Below are 21902 nucleotides of genomic sequence, written 5' to 3' on the forward strand. Positions count from 1 at the left end.
TTCCCAGCCCCCGAGGAGACCGTCATGAGCCAGCCCGCCCCCGTCGACTACCGCACCGAACCCGGCCAGTACCGCCACTGGAAACTCAGCGTCGATGGCGCCATCGCCACGCTGTCCATCAACATCGACGAAGACGGCGGCCTGCGCCCCGGCTACAAGCTCAAGCTCAACAGCTACGACCTGGGCGTGGACATCGAGCTGCACGACGCGCTCAACCGCATCCGCTTCGAGCACCCGCAGGTGCGCAGCGTGGTGGTCACCAGCCTCAAGGACCGCGTGTTCTGCTCGGGCGCCAACATCTTCATGCTCGGCCTCTCCAGCCACGCCTGGAAAGTGAACTTCTGCAAGTTCACCAACGAAACGCGCAACGGCATCGAAGACTCGTCCCAGCACAGCGGCCTGAAGTTCATCGCGGCCCTCAACGGCGCCTGCGCCGGCGGCGGCTACGAGCTGGCCCTGGCCTGCGACGAGATCGTGCTGGTCGACGACCGCAGCAGCGCCGTGAGCCTGCCCGAGGTGCCGCTGCTGGGCGTGCTGCCCGGCACCGGCGGCCTCACCCGCGTGACCGACAAGCGCCACGTGCGCCACGACCTCGCCGACATCTTCTGCACCACCAGCGAAGGGGTGCGCGGAAAGAAGGCGGTCGACTGGCGCCTGGTCGACTCGATCGCCAAGCCGCAGCAGTTCGCGGCCCATGTGAAAGAGCGCGCCGAGGCCCTGGCCGCGCAGAGCGACCGCCCCGCCAATGCCCAGGGCGTGGCCCTGCCGCGCGTGCAGCGCACCGACAGCGCCGACGGCATCGAATACGCGAACGTGAGCGTGGCCATCGACCGCGCCAAGCGCACCGCCACGCTGACCGTGAAGGCGCCCAAGACCGCGCAACCCACCGACATCGCCGGCATCGAAGCCGCCGGCGCCTCGTGGTGGCCGCTGCAGATGGCGCGTGAACTCGACGACGCGATCCTCAACCTGCGCACCAACGAGCTCGACGTCGGCACCTGGCTGATCAAGACCGAGGGCGACGCCGCCGCCGTGCTGGCCAGCGACGCCACGCTGCTGCGCCACCAGAACCACTGGTTCGTGCGCGAAACCATCGGCCTGCTGCGCCGCACCTTCGCGCGCCTGGACGTGTCCTCGCGCAGCCTGTTCGCGCTGATCGAGCAGGGCTCGTGCTTCGCGGGTTCGCTGGCCGAACTGGCCTTCTGCGCCGACCGCACCTACATGCTCGCGCTGCCCGACGACGAAGCCAAGGCGCCGCGCATCACGCTGGGCGAGTTCAACCTGGGTCTGCTGCCCATGGTGAACGGCCAGTCGCGCCTGCAGCGCCGCTTCTACGAAGAGAGCGCCGCGATGGAAGCCGTGCGCGCTGCGGTGGGCAAGGCGCTCGACGCCGACGCCGCGCTCGAACTCGGCCTGGTCACCTCCTCGCCCGACGACATCGACTGGGCCGACGAGGTGCGCATCGCGATCGAGGAACGCGCCGCCATGTCGCCCGACGCGCTCACCGGCCTCGAGGCCAACCTGCGTTTCGCGCAGAAGGAAAACATGCTCACGCGCATCTTCGGCCGCCTCACCGCCTGGCAGAACTGGATCTTCATCCGCCCCAACGCCGTCGGCGACAAGGGCGCGCTCAAGGTCTACGGCAAGGGCGACAAGGCCCAGTTCGATTTCAACCGCGTCTGATCAACCAACGTTGTGCGGTGGGTTCTCCGGTGGAGCCAGCCGCAACCGCAGGTCAGTCCACCGACAGGAAACCCGCAGGAGAACCGCGATGTCTGCCATCAACTACAGCGAGAAGATTCCCAACAACGTCAACCTTTCTGAAGACCGCACGCTGCAGCGCGCGCTAGAGCACTGGCAACCCAACTACCTGCAGTGGTGGCAGGACATGGGTCCCGAGGGCTCGCAGAACTTCGACGTCTACCTGCGCACCGCGGTCAGCGTGGACCCGCAGGGCTGGGCCCAGTTCGGCCACGTGAAGATGCCCGACTACCGCTGGGGCATCTTCCTCAACCCCGGTGACGCCGACCGCAAGATCCACTTCGGCGACCACATGGGCGAGGCCGCCTGGCAAGACGTGCCTGGCGAACACCGCGCCAACCTGCGCCGCATCATCGTGACGCAGGGCGACACCGAGCCCGCGTCAGTCGAACAGCAGCGCCACCTGGGCCTGACCGCGCCCAGCCAGTACGACCTGCGCAACCTGTTCCAGGTGAACGTGGAAGAAGGCCGCCACCTGTGGGCCATGGTCTACCTGCTGCACAAGTACTTCGGCCGCGACGGCCGCGAAGAAGCCGAGGCCCTGCTCGAGCGCAACAGCGGCGACGCCGACAACCCGCGCATCCTCGAGGCCTTCAACGAGAAGACGCCCGACTGGCTGAGCTTCTTCATGTTCACCTACTTCACCGACCGCGACGGCAAGTTCCAGCTCTGCGCGCTGGCCGAGTCCGCGTTCGATCCGCTGGCCCGCACGACCAAGTTCATGCTGACCGAAGAAGCGCACCACATGTTCGTGGGCGAGTCGGGCGTGGGCCGCGTGATCACGCGCACCTGCCAGGTGATGAACGAGCTCAAGACCGACGACCCCGCCAAGCTGCGCGCGGCCGGCGTGATCGACCTGCCCACCATCCAGCGCTACCTGAACTTCCACTACTCGGTCACCATCGACCTGTTTGGCGCCGACCAGTCGAGCAACGCCGCCATCTTCTACAGCTCGGGTCTCAAGGGCCGCTACGAAGAAGGCAAGCGCAGCGACGACCACAAGCTCAAGGGCCAGACCTACAAGGTGCTCGACGTGCAGGGCGGCCAGCTGGTGGAGAAGGAAGTCCCCATGCTCAACGCGCTCAACGAAGTGCTGCGCGACGACTACATCAAGGACTCGATGGCCGGCGTGGAGCGCTGGAACAAGCTGATCGAGAAAGCCGGTCTGCCGCACCGCCTGAAGGTGCCGCACAAGGCCTTCCACCGCAACATCGGCACGCTCGCGGGCGTGAAGGTGTCGCCCGAGGGCCGCGTGGTCAGCGAGTCGGAATGGAACGCCAAGGTGGACGAATGGCTGCCGACCGCGGAAGATCGCGCCTTCGTGGCCTCGCTCATGGGCCGCGTGGTCGAGCCGGGCAAGTTCGCCAACTGGATCGCACCGCCGGTCATGGGCATCAACCGCCAACCCGTCGACTTCGAATACGTCCGTTTCGGCTGATCTCCCATGAATGCGCCCGTTGAACTCGCTGTCATCCAGCAGCACCTGATCGATCCGGAGATCTGCATCCGGTGCAACACCTGCGAGGCGACCTGCCCCGTGGGTGCGATCACGCACGACGCGAACAACTACGTGGTCGATGCGGACAAGTGCAACCTGTGCATGGCCTGCGTGCCGCCGTGCCCCACGGGCTCGATCGACAACTGGCGCACCATGCCCAAGGCGCGCGCGTACTCCATCGAGGACCAGTTCGGCTGGGAGTCCCTGCCCGCCGAACTGCCCGCGGAGGAACTCGCGGCCGCGGGCGTGGCCGAGGCCGCGCCCGCCGCGGCGTCGGCCCCCGCGAGCCCTGCGCCCGCGGCCACGGAAGACAAGTTCATCAGCACCCGCTACGGTTCCACGCTGCCGCCCTGGTCGGCCGCCCACGCGTTCACCAACCTCTACGGCCCCAAGGCCGCGCAGAAGACCGTCACGGCCACCGTGGTGGGCAACCTGCGCGTGACGGAGGTCGGCACCGAGTACGACACGCACCACATCGTGCTCGATTTCGGCAGCATGCCCTTCCCCGTGCTCGAGGGGCAGAGCATCGGCGTGATCCCGCCCGGTGTCGATGAAAAAGGCCGGCCGCACCACGCGCGCCAGTACAGCATCGCGAGCCCGCGCAACGGCGAGCGCGCAGGCCACAACAACCTCTCGCTCACCATCAAGCGCGTGCTCGAGGACCACTCGGGCAAGCCGGTGCGCGGCGTGGCCAGCAACTACATGTGCGACTTGCAGGTGGGCGACAAGGTCGAGGTGATCGGGCCGTTCGGCGCGAGCTTCCTCATGCCCAACCACCCGCGCAGCCACATCGTGATGATCTGCACCGGCACCGGTTCGGCCCCCATGCGCGCCATGACCGAATGGCGCCGGCGCCTGCGCGCCTCGGGCAAGTTCGAGGGTGGCAAGCTCATGCTGTTCTTCGGCGCGCGCACGCAGCAGGAACTGCCGTACTTCGGTCCGCTGCAGAACCTGCCCAAGGACTTCATCGACATCAATCTGGCCTTCAGCCGCACGCCGGGCCAGCCCAAGAAGTACGTGCAGGACGCGCTGCGCGAGCGCGCGGCCGACGTTGCCGCCCTGCTCAAGGACCCGAACGCGCACTTCTACGTGTGCGGCTTGAAGAGCATGGAAGAGGGGGTGGTGCTCGCGCTGCGCGACATCGCCACCCAGGCCGGGCTCGATTGGGAAACCGTGGGCGCTGCACTGCAGCGCGAAGGCCGGCTGCACCTCGAGACCTACTGAGCCTTAGCGGGTCGTCGGGGCATGCGGCCCCGGCCCGGGGCAGGGGCGGGACGATGGCGTAAAGTCCCGCCTTCTTATGCACGCCAAGCACACGTCCCTGCCCGCACGACACCGGCCCGCGATCGAGGTCGATGTCGTGATGCGGCGCGAGCCCGTGGCCGGCGCCATGGCGCGCTGGCAGCCCTGGCGCTGGGTGCTGGCCGATGTGATGCTGCACGCCGGCCCCGATGAAACCGCGCTGCTCGCGCGCGACGAACACCACGAGCCGCAGGCCGTGGAGCCGATCGACGCCGCGCAGGCCCCCGAGGGCAGCAGCCACTGGCTGTACCCGCGCTTTCGGGTCGAGCTGTTCCGCGACGACGCCGAAGGCTACTACCTCAACCTCGAAAGCCCGCAGCCCTGCTTCTGGGTGCTGTGGCGGCCCGACGAATCCCGGCTGCTCGACGGCGAGCCCGTGGCCGTGCCGCAGGCCGCGTCGCTGAGCTACCACGACGCCGGCCGCTGGCTCGACGCCCAGGAGCGCGTGGACCAGGTGCCCGCGCCCGAGGAGGTGGTCGACTGGATGCGCGGCTTCGTCGACGCCACCTACGTGCCCGAGCCCAAGAAGCGCAAGCGCCCCGAGAGCTTTCGCCCGCTCACCGACCGCTTCGGCCAGCCGGTGCGCGTGTCCACCGACAAGCTGCGCCGTGGCGGCGCAGGCCAATGACCATGGCACAGGACGACGGCAACTTCTTCTCGCGCTGGTCGCGCCGCAAGGAAGCCGCGCGCAGCGGCCAGGCGCTGCCGCCCGAGCCTGTGGTCGCCAAGGCCGCGCCGGTGGCTGCGCCTGCGCCCCTGGCCGCACCGGCCCCGCTGACCGCGCCCGAGCCGCCGGCCGCGCGCGAGCCGGCCCCGCCCGCGCCCACGCTCGACGACGTGGCCCGGCTCACGCCCGAATCCGACTTCAGCCGCTTCGTCGCCAAGGACGTGAGCAGCGACGTGCGCAACGCCGCGGTGAAAAAGCTGTTCGCCGATCCGCACTTCAATGTGATGGACGGGCTGGACATCTACATCGACGACTACAGCAAGCCCAGCCCGCTGTCCAAGGCCGAGCTGGCCATGATGGTGGGCGCGAAATTCCTCAAGCTCGTCGACGACCCCGACGAAAAAAAGGCCGAGGCGCCCGCCGCCCCGACGGCCCCCACGGACGGCGGGCCCACCGCCGCCACCCCCAGCCCCCCCGAGGGCGACCCGACCCCGTCCCACGATGACCACGCTGATCTGCAATTGCAACCAGACCATGCCCCTGGACCCCAAGGCCCTGGGCGCGGCACTGGATGAAGACCTGAGCGCGCACACCACGCTGTGCCGGCGCGACGCGCCCGCCTTCCAGCGCGCCTGCCGCAGCAGCGACGACCTGGTGGTGGCCTGCACCCAGGAAAGCCGCCTCTTCAACGAACTGTCCGAACAGACCGAGGGCGCGGTGGCGCTGGACGTGCGGCCGATCCGCTTCGTGAACCTGCGCGAAACCGGTGGCTGGGGCCGCGAGGCCCGGGCCGCCACGCCCAAGATGGCCGCGCTGCTGGCGGCGGCGCGCCTGCCCGATCCCGAGCCGGTGCCCACCGTCACCTACACCAGCGCGGGCCGCGCGCTGATCATCGGCGCGCTCGATGCCGCCGAGGCCCTGGCTGCGCGCGTGGCCGACGTGCTCGACGTGACCGTGCTGGCCCAGGGCGGTCGCGGCCAGCAGGCCCACACCTGGCCGGTGCAGAGCGGCGAACTGGTTTCGCTCGGCGGCTGGCTCGGTGCCTTCGACGCGGTCTGGCGCAAGGCCAACCCGATCGACCTCGACCTGTGCACGCGCTGCAACGCCTGCGTCGCGGCCTGCCCCGAAGGCGCGATCGGGCTCGACTACCAGATCGACCTGGACAAGTGCCAGAGCCACCGCGCCTGCGTGCAGGCCTGCGAGGCCGTGGGCGCGATCAACTTCCAGCGTGAGGCGAGCGAGCAGCGCGAGCGTTTCGACATCGTGGTCGACCTCCGCGCGCAACCGGCCTTCGCGCAGCACGCGCCGCCGCAGGGCTACTTCCACCTGCCGCAAGGCCTGCACAGCGAGGCCGGCCTTGCGGCCGTGCTGCGCCTGCGCGAGCTGGTGGGTGAATTCGAGAAACCCAAGTTCTTCCAGTACAAGCAGAAGCTGTGCGCACACGGACGCAACGAGACCGTGGGTTGCGACGCCTGCGTGCAGGTGTGCTCGGCGCTCGCCATCCGCAGCGAGGTCGAGCGCCAGCAGATCGCGGTCAACCCCAACCTGTGCGTGGGCTGCGGCGCCTGCACCACCGTGTGCCCCACGGGTGCACTGAGCTACGCCTACCCGCGCGCGGCGGAGCAGGGCGCCAAGCTGCGCACCGTGCTCGCCACCTACGCCAAGGCCGGCGGCCAGGACGCGGCGCTGCTGCTGCACAGCCAGGCCGCGGGCAGCGCACTCATCGACGCGCTGGGCCGCGAGGCGCAGCTGCGGCCCAAGGCCGTCAAGGGCGTGCCCGCGCGTGTGATCCCGCTGCCGCTGTGGCACACCGCTTCGGTGGGCCTCGATCTGTGGCTCAGCGCCTTTGCCTACGGCGCATCGCAGGTGTGGGTGCTGGTCACCGACGAAGAAGCGCCGCAGTACCTCGACGCGCTCAGCGCGCAGATGGCCGTGGCGCAGGCGCTGGTGAACGGCCTGGGTTACAGCGGCACCCATTTCCGCCTGGTGCGCGCGCGCGATGCGGCCACGCTCGACGTGCAGCTCGCCTCGCCGCCCGCGCAGGGCGTGAAGCGCCGCGCGGGCTTCGCGGTGCAGGCCGACAAACGCGCCACGCTCGAACTCGCGCTCGATCACCTGCTGCAGGACAGCGCGGCGCTCGCGCGCAGCGCCGAGGCCGTCGCGCTGCCCGCGGCCTCGCCGTTCGGCGCGGTGAACGTGGACAAGGACCGCTGCACGCTGTGCCTGAGCTGCGTGAGCGCCTGCCCCGCGAGCGCGCTGCTCGACAACGCCGAGCGCCCGCAGCTGCGCTTCGTCGAGAAGAACTGCGTGCAGTGCGGCCTGTGCGCCACCACCTGCCCCGAAGACGCGATCACGCTCGCGCCGCGCCTGCTGCTCAGCGAGCAGCGCAAGCAGCCGCGCGTGCTCAACGAAGCCCAGCCCTATGGCTGCGTGCGCTGCGGCAAACCGTTCGGCACGCTCAAGGGCGTGGAGCTCATGCTGTCCAAGCTCTCGGGCCACGCCATGTTCCAGGGCGAAGCGCTCGAGCGCCTCAAGATGTGCGGCGACTGCCGCGTCGTGGACATCTATTCCAACCCGGGCGAAACCCGCATCAACGACCTCTGAAAGCCCCCGCCATGATGGAGCGCATCCCCGTTTCCTCCACGCTCGACGAAGAGACCGCGCGGGCCGAGGTCTATGGCCTGCTGGCCGCGCTGTATTACGCGCCGCCCTCGGCCGAGCTGATGTCGCAGCTGCGCGTGGCCGTCACCGAAGCGCCCGCGGCCGGCGCCTTCCTTGAAGAATCGTGGCGCGGCGTGGTGGCCGCGGCGCGCGAGCTCACCGACGCGCAGGTGGTCAGCGAGTTCGACGAGCTCTTCGGCGGCGTGGGCAAGCCCGAGGTGATGCTGTTCGGCTCGCACTACCTGAGCGGCTTCCTCAACGAGAAACCGCTGGCGCAACTGCGCAGCGACCTCGCCGAACTCGGCCTGGCGCGCGACGAGTCCATGCCCGAGACCGAGGACCACGTGGCCTACGTGTGCGAGGTCATGCGCTACCTGATCGCGGGCGACGACGTGGCCGTGGCCAACCTCACGCGCCAGCGCGCCTTCTTCGCGGCCCACGTGCAGACCTGGGTGCCGCAGCTGTGCGACGCGCTGGCCGCCCACCCGAAGGCGCGCTTCTATGCGGCGCTCGCGGGCTTCACCAACGCATTCATCGGCGTCGAGGCCCAGGGCTTCGACATGCTGGTCTGATCCCGGGAGGAACGACATGCCCAAGGCTTACTGGGTGGCGCGCGTGGACGTGGACGACGTCGAACGCTACAAGGCCTACATCGCGGCCAACGCCGAGCCGCTCCATGCCTACGGGGCGAAGTTTCTCGTGCGCGGCGGCCGCTTCGAGTGCCCCGAAGGCAGCAGCCGCAGCCGCAACGTGGTGATCGAGTTTCCCTCGTTCGAACAGGCCAAGGCCTGCTACGAATCGCCCGGCTACCAGGCCGCGGTGGCGCTGCGCGCGCCGGTGTCGGTGATCGACCTGGTGATCGTCGAAGGCTACGACGGCCCGCAGCCCTGATCGGAGCGCCCGGGGCCGCCAGTGCGGCCCTTGCGGACTTCAGTACAGGTAGACCGCGCCGCTGTTGGGGGCGTCGCTCAGGCTCTGGTCGCCGCCCACGCCGGTGGCGCTGCTGCTGTCCCCGATCGCGCCGACGGCCAGGGTGAGCAGGCCCTCGCTGTTCTGCGCCAGCGCCAGGCTGTTGCCGAAACGGCCGCCGTTTTCGATGGCGTTGCTCGGTTTCACCTGCGCCCGCTCGCGCCAGGCCACTCCGTCGCGCTCGAAGACGTAGACCGCGCCCGTGCCGGGGGCGTTGTCGTTGTCGACCGCCGGATCCGCCAGGCCCAGCGCATCGCTGTCTTCACCGCGCGCGCCCACCGCCAGCGTGCGGCCGTCGGCCGACAGCGCCACGGCGACGCCGAAGAAGTCCGAGTCACCGGCGTTGGACGCCTTCACGAGCGCCACCTGGCTCCACGCGTTGGCGGCGCGCACGAAGACATAGGCGGCGCCGCTGTTCGGCACGTTGCTGGATTCACCCGGCGCACCCACGGCCAGCGCGGTGCCATCGAGCGAGAGCGACACGCTGGTGCCGAAGGTGTTGGCGGTGTGGGCATTGGACGCCTTGATGTAGGCGGTCTGCACCGTGCCCAGGGGGGAGCCCGATGGGTTGGTGCCGCCGTCGCCAAAGAGGTAGACGGCGCCGCTGTCCAGCGCCGATTCATCGGCTTGCGTGCCGTTGATGCCGCTCGCGCCGCTGTCTTCGCCCGGTGCGCCGACGGCCAGGCCCAGGCCATCGGCGCTCAAGGCCACGCTGGTGCCGAAGCGGTCGTTGGCGCCCGTGTTCGAGGCCTTGATGTAGAGAGCCGGGTCCCAGTGACTGTCCAGGTACGCGAAGGTGTAGACCGCGCCACTCTGAGGCGCGCCGAGGTTCGGGTCGGGGCCCAGGTGCGCGTCGAAGATGCCGGCGTGGTTGCTGCTTTCGCCCGGGGCGCCCGCGGCCAGGGTGTTGCCGTCGGCCGAGAGCGCCACGCTGCTGCCGAAGGCGTTGCCGGTTTCGTTGTTGTAGGTCTTGATGAAGGCGTCCTGCGTCCAGGCGCCGGCGCTGCGCGAGAACACGTACACCGCGCCGCTGTTGCGCGTGCCGGACTCGGTGTCGGTCTGGTTGATGCCCAGGCGCGAACTGGACTCGCCAACCGATCCCACCGCGAGCCGGCTGCCATCGCCCGAGAGCGCCACGCTGGTGCCGAAGAGGTCGAAGGCCTCCGTGACCGCGGCCTTCACATAGGCCTGTTGCGTCCAGGCCGTGCCATCGCGCACGTACACATAGACGGCGCCGCTGAACGGGGCGTTGCTGTCGTGGTTCGGCTGGTTGATGCCCGAGCCGCTGTCGCTTTCGTAGGGTGCGCCCACGGCCAGGGTGCCGCCATCGGCCGACAAGGCCACGCTGAAGCCGAACACCTGGTTCGCGGCCGTGTTCGACGCCTTCACGTACCCGATGGCGGTGTTGAGCGAATCCGAGGCCGCCACCGGGACCGAATCGGTACAGCCGCCGCGGTTGCAGGCCCTGAGGATGTAGCGCGCGTTGATGTGGGTGGGCAGGAACACCAGCCGGTCGTGCTGCGTGGTGTCCGTGGCCAGGTTGCTCGCCAGCGCGGTGTACTGGCCGTCGCCCCGGGGCGACTCGAGCAGGGTGTAGCGGGGCTCGCCGCTCACCGCGGTCCAGCTGAAGTGCAGGCCCTTGATGCCTTGCAAGCCGAGCGCGAGCACCGGCTTGCCCGGCGGGGGACCGAGGTCGGGGCCCTCGAACCCGCCGCCGCCACCGCCTCCGCAAGCGCTGAGGCCGACGGCAACGGCGGTTGTGAGCGCCGCGCACCAGAACATCCCGGACAGGTTCATGACAAGTTCCTCGATTCGGGCCGGTGCGCTGGCCGCGATGCCTTCAGTACAGGTAGACCGCGCCGCTCGTGAGGGCGTCGGTTCGGCTTTGGTCCCCGCCCACGCCCGTCGCACCGCTGCTGTCACCGGTGGCGCCCACGGCCAGGGTGGGCATGCCGTCGCTGTTCTGCGCCAGCGCCAGGCTGCGGCCGAACCGGCTGCCGGCGCTGGCGTTGGAAGCCTTCACGTAGGCCTGCTGGGCCCAACCCGTGTTCCCGCGGGCGAAGACATAGGCGGCACCCGATCCGGAGGCGTTGTCGTTGTCCACGGGCGGGTCCGTGAGACCGATCGCATCGCCGTCTTCCAGCAGCGCGCCCACGGCCAGCGTGTTGCCGTCGGGCGAGAGCGCGAGGCTGATGCCGAACAGGTCCTGCGGGCCGGGGTTGAACGCCTTGAGGTAGGCGCCCTGGCTCCAGCTGTTGCCTGCGCCGCGCGCGAAGACATAGGCCGCGCCGCTCGCGTCGCCGCCGGCGTCTTCCTGCGGGGCGCTGACGGCCAGTGTCGCGCCATCGTGCGAGAGCGCGACCACCGTGCCGAAGGCGTCGCCCGCGGTGGTGGCGGACGCCTTCACGTAGGCCGTCTGCTGCATGTCCGGGGTGACGGGCGACACGGCATCGACGTGCGTGAAGACATAGGCCGCACCGCTGTTCGGCGCCGCGTTGTCGCCCTGCGCGCCGTTGAGGCCTTGCGCGCTGCTGGCCTCGCCCGGGGCACCGACCGCCAGGGTCTGGCCGTCGCCGCTCAGGGCGAGGTGGGTACCGAAGCGGTCGTTGGCGCCGGTGTTGGAGGCCTTGATGTATAGGCCTGTGGACCAGACGGCATCGATGGAACGGTAGGTGTAGACCGCGCCGCTCGATGGCGCGCCGACGTTGCCGGCGGGCGCGACGCTGATGGTGAACACGCCCGTGAAGTTGCTGCTTTCACCCGGTGCGCCGGTGGCCACCGTGCTGCCATCGGCCGAGACCGCGACGCTGCTGCCGAAGAAGTGGTTGGCGTCGCCGTTGAATGCCTTGATGAAGGCTTGCTGCGTCCAGCTGCCGCTGCTGCGGGCGAACACGTACACCGCGCCGCTGTTGGGTTGGCCGGCCTCGGTATCGGGTTGGTTGATGCCCGGGCGCGAACTGGATTCGCCCGGCGCCCCCACCACCAGCACATGGCCATCCGCCGAGAGGGCCACGCTGTTGCCGAACTGATCGCCGGCCTCGGACTTGCCGGCCTTCACGTAGGCCTGCTGCACCCACGAAAGGCCGTCACGCGCGTACACGTACACCGCGCCGCTGCTGGGGGCGGCGCTGTCGTTGTTGGCCTGGTTGATGCCCGAGGCGCTGTCGTCCTCGAGCGGCGTGCCCACCGCCAGCGTGTTGCCGTCGGCCGACAGCGCCACCGAGGTGCCGAACTCGTCGTTGGTGCGCGTGTTCGAGGCCTTCACGTAACCGATGGCGCCGTTGAGCGGCAGCAGGAGCGCCACCGGCTGCGAATCGGTGCAACCCCCGCTGTTGCAGGCCTGCAGGATGTAGCGCGCGTTCACGCGCGGGGGCAGGAAGGCCTGGAACGTGTACTCGGTGCTGTTGGCGGGCAGGTTGTCGGCCACCACGGTGTAGTTGCCGTCGCCCTTGATCGATTCGAGCAGCTTGTAGGTGACGAGGCTGTCCACAGGCGCCCAGCTGAAGTGCAGGCTTTTGATGCTGTAGGCGCCCGCCGCCAGCATCAGCGCTGCTGGCGGGTCGACGGTCGTGCCGCCGCCAACGTTGCCCGCCCCCGGGCCGCCTGCACCGCCCGTGCCGCCGCACGCCGTGAGGGCGGCGGCCACAAGGAACGCAAGCGCGCCACTGCAGATCGAACGCAGGAATTTCATGGTGGGGTCCTTGAAGAATTCGGGTGATTCATTCAAGAACAAGCCACCGCCATCCACCATTCGCCTCATGCCTTAAGCCCTGGCATGCATCGGGCGGCCGGGGCCTAACACCGGCGTAGGCCGTGGCCCCTGGCCGTTCGTTCGTTCAGCGCGCGCCGGGTCGGCCGTCGTGGGTCGATGGTGCGGCCGGCGCCTGCGGTTCCGTGAACAGGGTCACGGTGAAGACCGCGCCCTGCGCGCCGTCGCTGCGGTTGGCCGCGGCGATGTGGCCGCCGTAGCGCTCGACCAGGCCCTGGCTGATCCAGAGGCCGAGACCGTTGCCGTCGTTCTTCGTGGTGAAGAAGGGCCTGAACAGACGTTCGAGCGTGACCGGCGTCAGGCCGCTGCCGCTGTCGATCACCTGCAACTCGGCGCCGTTGCCGGTGTCGCGTGTGCGCAGGCGCAACACGCCGCCCTCGGGCATGGCCTGGATGGCGTTGATCAGCAGGTTGATGATGACCTGCTGCAGCTCCTGCCGGTTGATGCCCACGCGCTGCGTGGCCTGCGCATCGCGTTCGATGGCGATGCGGGTCTTGGCGAGCAGGTGGCCCACCAGCACCAGGCAATCGTCCACCGTGCGGTTGAGGTCGAGCGTGTCCACGTAGCCCGCGTACTCGGTGGGCCGCGCGTACTGCAGCAGCTGCGTGACGATGATGCGCATGCGCTCGATCTGCTGGTCGATCAGCGCGAGTTCGCCACGCACGGCCTCGCTCTGCGGGCCCAGCATGTCGCGCATCAGATCGAGGTTGCCCTGCATCACCGCGATCGGGTTGTTGATCTCGTGCGCGATGCTGGCCGTGAGCTGGCCGATGGCGGCGAGCTTTTCGCTCTTGACCAGCTGCTGCTGCGCCTGGCGCAGCGAGGCGTTGCTGGCCTGCAGCTCCTGCGTGCGCTCGGCCACCTTGTGGTCGAGCTCGTTGGCCCAGCGCTGCAGCGCGGCGGTCTTGTCGTCGATGGCGTCGAGCAGCTGATCGAGGTGGCCCGCGAGCGCGCCGAGTTCGTCGCGCGCGCGCAGCGCGCCCACGCGCGCCTGCCCATCGCCGAGCTCCACGCGCTGCATGGTGAGGTTCATCTGCTGCACCGGCTCGAAGATGCTGCGCGCCCAGCGCAGCGAGAACCAGGCCGAGGCCGCCATCACCGCACCGAAGATCAGGCCGATGAGCGCGAGCATGGCGTAGCGCATGAAGCGAAAGGGCGCCTCCGTGAAGCCCACGTAGAGCATGCCGATGCGCTCGCCGCCCGCGTCCAGCAGCGGCTGGTAGGCCGAGACGTACCAGTCGTTGACCACGAAGGCCAGGTCGAGCCAGGTGCGGCCTTCGCCGAGCACGGTCTCGCGCACCGCCTGCGACACGCGCGTGCCGATCGCGCGCCGGTCCTGGAACAGGCGCACGTTGGTGGTGATGCGCACGTCGTCGAGGAACAGCGTGGCCGTGCCCTGGCTGTCGAAGGGCAGCGAGCCTGCGGGGTAGACGATGCGGTTGATGTGGTCGATGAAGTCGAGGTTCTGGTTGAGCAGCAGGCCGCCGCTGAGCACGCCCAGCGTGCGGCCCTGGCCGTCGAGCACGGGCTGCGTGGCCAGCGCCACCATGGCGCGGTCTTCGGTGCGGCGCTCGCTGGGCGCGGCGTTGCGCGTGGCCACGAGCGGAATGTCCAGGCGCTGCGCCAGGTGCGGCGCGAGGCTGCGCAGCTCGGTGTTGGAGAGCACGCGCAGCGCGGCCTTGGCGCGATCGCGCGGCGCGGCGCGCTCGCCCGCGAGGCGACCGAGCAAGGGCGTGCCGGCCGCGGTCGCGGCGCCGGGCGCCTGGGGCTGGGCGCCGCGCGCGATCACGCGGCCTTCGCGGTCGTAGAGCACCAGGAAGTCGAGGTTGAGCCGCTCGCGCTCGGCGCGCAGATGCGCATCGAGCAGGGCCGCCGCGCCGCTGCCCTGGTCGCGCAGCGCGTCGGCGAGCGCGCGCGAGTCGGCCACGCCCAGCGTGCCCGATCCCACCTCGATCAGCACCTGGTCGAAATAGCCCTGGGCCACCGCGAGGTCGCTGCGCACCTTGGTGATGAGCAGGCGGTCGTAGGCCTGGTTGCTCCAGATGGCGAGCGCGGCCACGAGCAAGGGGAACGCCACCAGCAGCGGCAGCAAGGCCATGGCCAGCAGCTTGTTGCGCACCGAGGTGGCGAGCCACCGGGGCGTGCGCAGCAGCCTCAAGCCTGGCCCCACTCGGCCACGCGGCGCTCGAGCGTGCGGCGCGACACGCCGAGCAGTTGCGCGGCGCGGGTCTTGTCGCCGTGCACCGATTCGAGCACCGAGAGGATGTGCATCTTCTCGAGCGAGTGCAGGTCGATCGGCCGGCCTTCGGGCAGCGCGGCGGGCGTGCCCGGGTAGAGCGCCGACACGTTGAGGTTGCCCAGGATCAGCGAGCGTTCGATGAGGTTGCGCAACTCGCGTACGTTGCCGGGCCAGTCGTACTGCGCGAGGAAGTCCATTTCCTGGTCGCTGATGCGCAGCGGTTCGGCGCCCAGCGCGGGCGCGAGCTGCGCCATGAAGTGCGCGACCAGCGCGGGGATGTCCTGCTTGTGTTCGCGCAGCGGCGGCAGCGTGAGCTCGACCACCTGCAGGCGGAAGTAGAGGTCTTTGCGGAAACGGCCCGCGGCCACCTCGGCGCTGAGCGAGCGGTGCGTGGCCGCGACGATGCGCAGGTTCACCGGCACCAATTGCTCGCTGCCCACGGGGCGGATCTTCAGGTCTTCGATCGCGCGCAGCAGCGTGGCCTGGATCGGCAGGGGCAGCTCGGCGATTTCGTCGAGAAAGAGCGTGCCGCCGCGCGCGTAGTGGAACAGGCCGTCGCGCGCGCGGGTGGCGCCCGTGAACGCACCGCGCGCGTGGCCGAACAGCTCGCTCTCGATCAGCTCGGGCGACACGGCCGCGCAGTTCACCGGCACGAAGGGGCCGCTGGCGCGCGCGCTGCGCGCATGCAGCTCGCGCGCCACCAGTTCCTTGCCGGTGCCCGATTCGCCCTGCAGCAGCACCGTGCTGTCCACCGCGGCCACGCGCTCGAGCGAAGCGCGCAGCGCGCGGATCGCGGGCGACTCGCCCACCAGCGCGGCGCGGTGGATGGGCGCGCCCGCGATGGCGCGGCGCAGCACGAAGTTCTCGCGCCGCAGCAGGGCGCGCTCGTGGCACTGCTTGATGGCGTTGAGGATCTGCGGCACGCGAAACGGCTTGAGGATGAAGTCCGACGCGCCCGCGCGCAGCGCCTCGATCGCGGTGTCCAGGTCGGCGAAGGCGGTGATGAGGATGACCTCGCCCGTGAAGCCCTGCTCGCGCAGCTCCTTGAGCCATTCCACGCCGCTCTTGCCGGGCAGCGAGATGTCGAGCACCACCAGGTCGACGCGGTGGCCGCGCAGCCACTCGGCGCCTTCTTCGGCGCTGGTCGCGCTCATCACGAAGTGGCAGCGCGGGGCCAGCGTCTTGACCAGGAAATTGAGCATGCCCTGCTCGTCGTCCACCACCAGGATGGACCAGTCGGGCCAGCCTTCGAGCTGTCGTTCGGGGGCGGCAGGGGTTGTTGTTGTCGTGTCCACCGGCGGCATTCTAGGAACGAGGCCGAGCGAATCACTCAGGCATTGGCGCAAACCCGACGGCCCCGGTGGGCCGCGCGCGCCGCGCACCGTGTCGCGCGGTGCGACAAGTTGTCGCAAGGCGGTGCGACAGACTGACCCACCGGCCCCGTATCGAAGTCCAAAGTTTTGCGGGTAAGCCCGGGCCCGCGGCCCGATTCGGCCCTTGCCTGAGAGCGGTTCTCAAGCACGCGGCTGGCACGCTTCTGGCTATGAAATGCAGAGCAGCGGTGCGGCGTGCGGGAGGCTTTTGTCAAGCGACGCCATGCTGCTCTGCAACGAAGGCGCGCGGTGGTGACAAACGGTTGCACCACCCGGGGGCGCGCAGTAGATTCCGGGTATGCAAAGCGCCCACACGTGGTGTGCGGGCCTGCGCGTTTTCCGGAGACATGCATGAAAAACACCCCCCGCGACGCTCAGCCCCAGAGCCGTCTGAGCCGCCGAACCGTGTTCGCCGGCGCCACCACGGTGGGTGCGCTGGCCGCTGCAGCCACGGTGCTGCCCCGCGGTGCCGCGCCCGAAGCCACCGCCGCCGCCGAGCCCAAGCCCGCGCCCGAGCGTGGCGGTGGTTACGCGCTGAGCGACCACATCAAGCATTACTACCAGACCGCCCGTCTCTGATCGCGCCACGACCGCGGAGCTCCCCATGCTGCTGACCAAAAAGACCCCGACCGCCGGTGGTGCCGTTTCGCGCGCGCACTCCACCTTCGTGCACAACCTGCAGCGCGGCCTGGCCGCCGCGCTGCCCACCATGGACCGGCGCGCCTTCCTGCGCCGCTCGGGCCTGGGCCTGGGCGTGGGCCTGGCCGCCACCCAGCTCACGCTGGTGAAGAAGGCCAGGGCCGCCACCGGTGGCTCCATCGACGGCACCGGCAAGATCGAAGTCAAGCGCACGGTGTGCACCCACTGCTCGGTGGGCTGCGCGTCCGACGCCATCGTCGAGAACGGTGTGTGGGTGCGCCAGGAGCCGGTGTTCGACTCGCCGATCAACCTGGGCGCGCACTGCGCCAAGGGCGCGGCCCTGCGCGAGCACGGCCACGGCGAGTACCGCCTGCGCTACCCGATGAAGCTCGTGAACGGCAAGTACCAGCGCATCAGCTGGGACGAGGCCTACGACGCCATCGTGAAGAAGATGAAGGCCCTGCGCGAAGCCAGCGGCCCGGACTCGGTCTACTTCGTGGGCTCGTCCAAGCACAACAACGAACAGGCCTACCTGCTGCGCAAGTTCGTGAGCTTCTGGGGCACCAACAACTGCGACCACCAGGCGCGCATCTGCCACTCCACCACGGTGGCCGGCGTGGCGAACACCTGGGGCTACGGTGCGATGACCAACTCGTACAACGACATGCAGAACAGCAAGGTCGCTCTGTACATCGGCTCGAACGCGGCCGAAGCGCACCCGGTGTCCATGCTGCACATGCTGCACGCCAAGGAAACCGGCTGCAAGATGATCGTGGTCGACCCGCGCTTCACGCGCACCGCGGCCAAGGCCGACGAATACGTGCGCATCCGCTCGGGCTCGGACATCCCGTTCCTGTTCGGCGTGCTGTACCACATCTTCAAGAACGGCTGGGAAGACAAGAAGTACATCGCCGACCGCGTGTACGGCATGGAGGCCGTGAAGGCCGACGTGATGGCCAAGTGGACGCCCGAGAAGGTTGAAGAGGCCTGCGGCGTGAAAGAGGCGCAGGTCTTCAAGGTCGCGAAGATGCTGCACGAGAACAGCCCCGGCACCATCGTGTGGTGCATGGGCCAGACGCAGCACACCATCGGCAACGCCATGGTGCGCGCCTCGTGCATCCTGCAGCTCGCGCTCGGCAACGTGGGCAAGAGCGGCGGCGGCACCAACATCTTCCGCGGCCACGACAACGTGCAGGGCGCGACCGACGTCGGCCCCAACCCCGACTCGCTGCCCGGCTACTACGGCATTGCGGCCGGTTCGTGGAAGCACTTCGCCAACGTCTGGGGCGTGGACTACGACTGGATCAAGTCGCAGTACGCCGAAGGCCAGATGGAGAAATCGGGCATCACCGTGTCGCGCTGGATCGACGGCGTGCTCGAGAAGAACGAGCTGATCGACCAGGGCCCGAACATCCGCGGCGTGTTCTTCTGGGGCCATGCGCCGAACTCGCAGACGCGCGGCCTGGAAATGAAGAAGGCCATGGACGCGCTCGACCTGCTGGTCGTGATCGATCCCTATCCCTCGGCCACCGCCTCGATGGCGGCCATGCCCAGCGACAGTGTCAACCCCAACCGCGAGGTCTACCTGCTGCCCGCGGCCACGCAGTTCGAGACCAGCGGCTCGTGCACCGCGTCCAACCGCTCGCTCCAGTGGCGCGAGAAGGTGATCGATCCGCTGTGGGACAGCCGCAGCGACCACATGATCATGTACGAGTTCGCGCAGAAGCTCGGCTTCGCGGAACAGCTCGTCAAGAACTACAAGATGCAGAAGGTCAAGGGCCGCGACGAGCCCGTGCCCGAGGACATCCTGCGCGAGATCAACAAGTCGGTCTGGACCATCGGCTACACCGGCCAGAGCCCCGAGCGCCTCAAGGCCCACATGCGCAACATGGGCGCCTTCGACGTCAAGACGCTCAAGGCCAAGGGCAAGGTGGTCGACAAGGAAACCGGCTACGACATGAGCGGTGACTACTTCGGTCTGCCCTGGCCCTGCTACGGCACGCCCGAGATCAAGCACCCGGGTTCGCCCAACCTGTACGACACCTCCAAGCACGTCATGGACGGCGGCGGCAACTTCCGCGCGAACTTCGGCGTCGAGCGCGAGGGCGTGAGCCTGCTGGCCGAAGACGGCTCGCACTCGCTGGGCGCCGAGATCACCACCGGCTACCCCGAGTTCGACCACGTGCTGCTCAAGAAGCTCGGCTGGTGGGGCGACCTGAGCGAGGCCGAGCAGAAGGCCGCCGAAGGCAAGAACTGGAAGACCGACCCCACGGGCGCGATCATCCGCGTGGCCATGAAGCACGGCTGCCACCCCTTCGGCAACGCCAAGGCGCGCGCCGTGGTGTGGAACTTCCCCGACGCGATCCCGCAGCACCGCGAGCCGGTCTACGGCACGCGCCCCGACCTCATCGCCAAGTACCCGAGCCACGACGACCAGAAGAACCGCTGGCGTCTGCCCATCCTCTACAAGTCGCTGCAGGCGAAGAACGTGGAGGAGAAGATGCACGAGAAGTACCCGCTCATCATGACCTCGGGCCGCCTGGTCGAGTACGAGGGCGGTGGCGAGGAAACGCGCTCGAACCCCTGGCTGGCCGAGCTGCAGCAGAACATGTTCGTCGAGATCAACCCCAAGACCGCCACCGAGCGCGGCGTGCGCCAGGGCGAGCAGGTGTGGGTGACCACGCCGACCGGCGCGCGCATCAAGGTGATGGCGCTGGTGACCGAGCGCGTGGGTCCCGACACCGTGTGGCTGCCGTTCCACTTCTCGGGCCACTGGCAGGGCGCCGACATGAAGCCCTACTACCCCGACGGCGCGTACCCGGTGGTGCGCGGTGAAGCCGTGAACACGGCCACGACCTACGGCTACGACATCGTGACGATGATGCAGGAAACCAAGACCACGATCTGCAACGTCGAGAAGGCATAAGGCAGGAGAACACCATGGCCCGAATGAAATTCATCTGCGACGCCGAGCGTTGCATCGAGTGCAACGGCTGCGTGACCGCCTGCAAGAACGAACACGAAGTGCCCTGGGGCGTGAACCGCCGCCGCGTGATCACGCTCAACGACGGCGTGCCCGGCGAGAAGTCGATCTCGGTGGCCTGCATGCACTGCAGCGACGCGCCCTGCATGGCGGTGTGCCCCGTGAACTGCTTCTACCGCACCGAAGAAGGTGTGGTGCTGCACGACAAGGACGTGTGCATCGGCTGCGGCTACTGCTCCTACGCCTGCCCGTTCGGCGCGCCGCAGTTCCCCTCGCAGGGCACCTTCGGCGTGCGCGGCAAGATGGACAAGTGCACCTTCTGCGCCGGCGGCCCCGAGGCCCACGGCAGCCAGAACGAGTTCGTGAAGTACGGCCGCAACCGCCTGGCCGAAGGCAAGCTGCCGGCCTGCGCCGAGATGTGCTCGACCAAGGCCCTGCTCGCCGGCGACGGCGACGTGGTGGCCGACATCTTCCGCAACCGGGTCCTCACGCGCGGCAAAGGCGCCGAAGTGTGGGGTTGGGGCACCGCCTACGGCACCGCACAAGGACAGAAATCGTGATCAAGCGCCTGACCCTCACCTCCCTCGCGATCGCGGCCGTGCTGGGCCTGGCGGCCTGCGGTGAAAAGCCGCAGGCGCTCAACGCCAACGGCGTCAAGCAAGACCCCGCGCCCTACACCGGCGTGACGATCAAGAGCCAGTACGTGCAGTCCGGCTGGACCGCGGGCGACAAGAACAGCTGGGAACAGCAGCTCAAGGCGCGCGCGCAGTACGGCCAGAACGACTACACGCGCGTCGGCGCGCAGCAGAAGTAAAGGCCCGCCATGCACACCCAAGCGACTTCGCGCGGGCGCTCCGGCCTTCGGGCCTGGGCGCTGGCTGCGGTGCTCGGCCTGGCAGCGGGCTGGGCTTCGGCCCAGACGCTCAAGGTCGATCCCGCCGACGACCCGGCCCCGCAACAGGCCGCGCCCGCCCAGGGCGGCGGCATCAAGGGCCAGAACATCTTCGAGGTCCGGCCCGACGCCGACAAGGACCCGAACTACGCCAACCAGACCAACGCCGAGCGCCGCCAGGTGCAACCCGGCAACAACGCGCCCGTGTGGCGCGAGGTGCAGGGCGGCGTCACGGGCTCGACCATGCTGCCGTACCCCGAGTTCGGCAACCTGATCCAGGGCTTCGTGAAGTACCCGGGTTCCAACCTCACCACCGCGGGCGAGGCCTGGCGCCAGGTGCGCAACAACTGGATCATTCCCTACGGCGGCTCGCTGCTGCTGATCGCCTTGGTGGCACTGGCCCTGTTCTATTTCACCAAGGGCACCATCGAACTGCACGGCGCCGAAACCGGCCGCAAGATCGAGCGCTTCACCTACTTCGAGCGCGCGGCGCACTGGGTGAACGCCATTGCCTTCGTGGCACTGGGCATCTCGGGCGTCGTGATGGCCTTCGGCAAGTTCTTCCTGTTGCCCATCATCGGCAGCACGTTGTTCGGCTGGCTCACCTACGCGCTCAAGAACGTGCACAACTTCGTGGGCCCGCTGTTCGTGGTCTCGCTGATCGTGGTGTTCCTGGTGTTCGTGCGCGACAACCTGCCGAGCAAGGAAGACCTGCAGTGGCTGCTCAAGGCCGGTGGCCTGTTCGGTGGCGCCGAGGTGCCCTCGCACCGCTTCAACGCCGGCGAGAAGGTGCTGTTCTGGGGCGGCGTGTTCCTGCTCGGCCTCATCGTGGCCGGCTCGGGCCTGTTCCTCGACAAGCTCGTGCCCTCGGTGGAGTTCACCCGCGCCAACATGCAGGTGGCCCACATGATCCACGCGAGCGCGGCCGTGCTCATGATGGCCATGTTCCTCGGCCACATCTACATGGGCACGCTGGGCATGCGTGGCGCCTACAGCGCCATGAAGACCGGCTATGTCGACGAGACCTGGGCCAAGGAGCACCACGAACTCTGGTACGACGACATCAAGGCCGGCAAGATCCCCGCGCAGCGCTCGGCCGCCAAGCCCGAAGCCGCGGGCCAGCCCGCCAAGGCCTGATCCATTGGAGAC

The 21902-nt window shown here is 69.0% G+C and carries 17 protein-coding genes; 13 read left to right on the top strand and 4 right to left on the bottom strand.

What is annotated here, in order from left to right; genetic code table 11:
• The first annotated feature begins 24 nt into the window (after positions 1–24).
• The 8 genes from boxC to G9Q37_RS21480 all read left to right on the top strand — a co-directional run bounded on the left by boxC (position 25) and on the right by G9Q37_RS21480 (position 8780).
• Entirely contained in the window at positions 25–1683 is a 1659-nt protein-coding gene (boxC, locus tag G9Q37_RS21445; RefSeq protein ID WP_166230638.1) for a 2,3-epoxybenzoyl-CoA dihydrolase, read from the top strand.
• 88 nt (positions 1684–1771) lie between these two features.
• Positions 1772–3199, top strand: coding sequence for a benzoyl-CoA 2,3-epoxidase subunit BoxB (boxB, locus tag G9Q37_RS21450; protein ID WP_166230640.1), 1428 nt, complete (start codon positions 1772–1774; stop codon positions 3197–3199).
• A gap of 6 nt (positions 3200–3205) precedes the next feature.
• Entirely contained in the window at positions 3206–4483 is a 1278-nt protein-coding gene (gene boxA, locus G9Q37_RS21455; RefSeq protein WP_166230642.1) for a benzoyl-CoA 2,3-epoxidase subunit BoxA, read from the top strand.
• Positions 4484–4559: 76 nt separating this feature from the next.
• Positions 4560–5189, top strand: a complete 630-nt coding sequence (locus tag G9Q37_RS21460) for a DUF3305 domain-containing protein (protein WP_166230644.1) — start codon at positions 4560–4562, stop codon at positions 5187–5189.
• Positions 5190–5191: 2 nt separating this feature from the next.
• Positions 5192–5803, top strand: a complete 612-nt coding sequence (locus G9Q37_RS21465; protein ID WP_166230646.1) for a DUF3306 domain-containing protein — start codon at positions 5192–5194, stop codon at positions 5801–5803.
• Complete coding sequence (locus G9Q37_RS21470) at positions 5730–7832, top strand: 4Fe-4S binding protein (RefSeq protein WP_240936452.1); 2103 nt, start codon at positions 5730–5732, stop codon at positions 7830–7832. Before G9Q37_RS21465 ends, G9Q37_RS21470 begins: the two co-directional genes overlap by 74 nt.
• 11 nt (positions 7833–7843) lie before the next feature.
• Positions 7844–8461 carry a TorD/DmsD family molecular chaperone gene (locus G9Q37_RS21475; RefSeq protein ID WP_166230648.1) on the top strand — a complete coding sequence of 206 codons (618 nt, stop codon included), beginning with the start codon at positions 7844–7846 and terminating at the stop codon, positions 8459–8461.
• A gap of 16 nt (positions 8462–8477) precedes the next feature.
• The gene (locus G9Q37_RS21480) at positions 8478–8780 is read left to right on the top strand and encodes a DUF1330 domain-containing protein (protein ID WP_166230650.1); all 303 of its coding nucleotides are present in this window, start codon (positions 8478–8480) and stop codon (positions 8778–8780) included.
• Positions 8781–8819: 39 nt separating this feature from the next.
• On the opposite strand, the gene G9Q37_RS21485 is transcribed toward G9Q37_RS21480, so the two are convergent.
• From G9Q37_RS21485 to G9Q37_RS21500, 4 genes are all read right to left on the bottom strand, one after another.
• Entirely contained in the window at positions 8820–10655 is a 1836-nt protein-coding gene (locus G9Q37_RS21485) for an FG-GAP repeat protein (protein ID WP_166230652.1), read from the bottom strand.
• Positions 10656–10698: 43 nt separating this feature from the next.
• On the bottom strand, positions 10699–12549 hold the full coding sequence (locus G9Q37_RS21490) for an integrin (RefSeq protein ID WP_166230654.1): 1851 nt from the start codon (positions 12547–12549) through the stop codon (positions 10699–10701).
• A 145-nt stretch (positions 12550–12694) separates the two neighbouring features.
• Positions 12695–14785, bottom strand: coding sequence for a sensor histidine kinase (locus G9Q37_RS21495; RefSeq protein ID WP_338074440.1), 2091 nt, complete (start codon positions 14783–14785; stop codon positions 12695–12697).
• On the bottom strand, positions 14782–16170 hold the full coding sequence (locus G9Q37_RS21500; protein ID WP_166230656.1) for a sigma-54-dependent transcriptional regulator: 1389 nt from the start codon (positions 16168–16170) through the stop codon (positions 14782–14784). Before G9Q37_RS21500 ends, G9Q37_RS21495 begins: the two co-directional genes overlap by 4 nt.
• A 420-nt stretch (positions 16171–16590) precedes the next feature.
• Between G9Q37_RS21500 and G9Q37_RS21505 the strand changes: the two genes are divergently transcribed.
• From G9Q37_RS21505 to G9Q37_RS21525, 5 genes are read left to right on the top strand one after another with little or no spacing between them, the layout of a single operon-like run.
• Positions 16591–16818, top strand: a complete 228-nt coding sequence (locus G9Q37_RS21505) for a formate dehydrogenase (protein ID WP_166230658.1) — start codon at positions 16591–16593, stop codon at positions 16816–16818.
• 25 nt (positions 16819–16843) lie between these two features.
• On the top strand, positions 16844–19804 hold the full coding sequence (locus G9Q37_RS21510) for a formate dehydrogenase subunit alpha (RefSeq protein WP_166230660.1): 2961 nt from the start codon (positions 16844–16846) through the stop codon (positions 19802–19804).
• A gap of 14 nt (positions 19805–19818) precedes the next feature.
• Entirely contained in the window at positions 19819–20421 is a 603-nt protein-coding gene (fdh3B, locus tag G9Q37_RS21515) for a formate dehydrogenase FDH3 subunit beta (RefSeq protein ID WP_166230662.1), read from the top strand.
• Positions 20418–20675, top strand: a complete 258-nt coding sequence (locus G9Q37_RS21520; RefSeq protein ID WP_166230664.1) for a hypothetical protein — start codon at positions 20418–20420, stop codon at positions 20673–20675. The genes fdh3B and G9Q37_RS21520 overlap by 4 nt, the downstream gene beginning before the upstream one ends.
• A gap of 9 nt (positions 20676–20684) precedes the next feature.
• Positions 20685–21890 (top strand): formate dehydrogenase subunit gamma, encoded by a 1206-nt coding sequence (locus G9Q37_RS21525; protein ID WP_166230667.1) that lies wholly within the window; start codon positions 20685–20687, stop codon positions 21888–21890.
• The last annotated feature ends 12 nt before the right edge of the window (positions 21891–21902 follow it).

This window comes from Hydrogenophaga crocea, assembly GCF_011388215.1.
Lineage (GTDB): Bacteria > Pseudomonadota > Gammaproteobacteria > Burkholderiales > Burkholderiaceae_C > Hydrogenophaga > Hydrogenophaga crocea.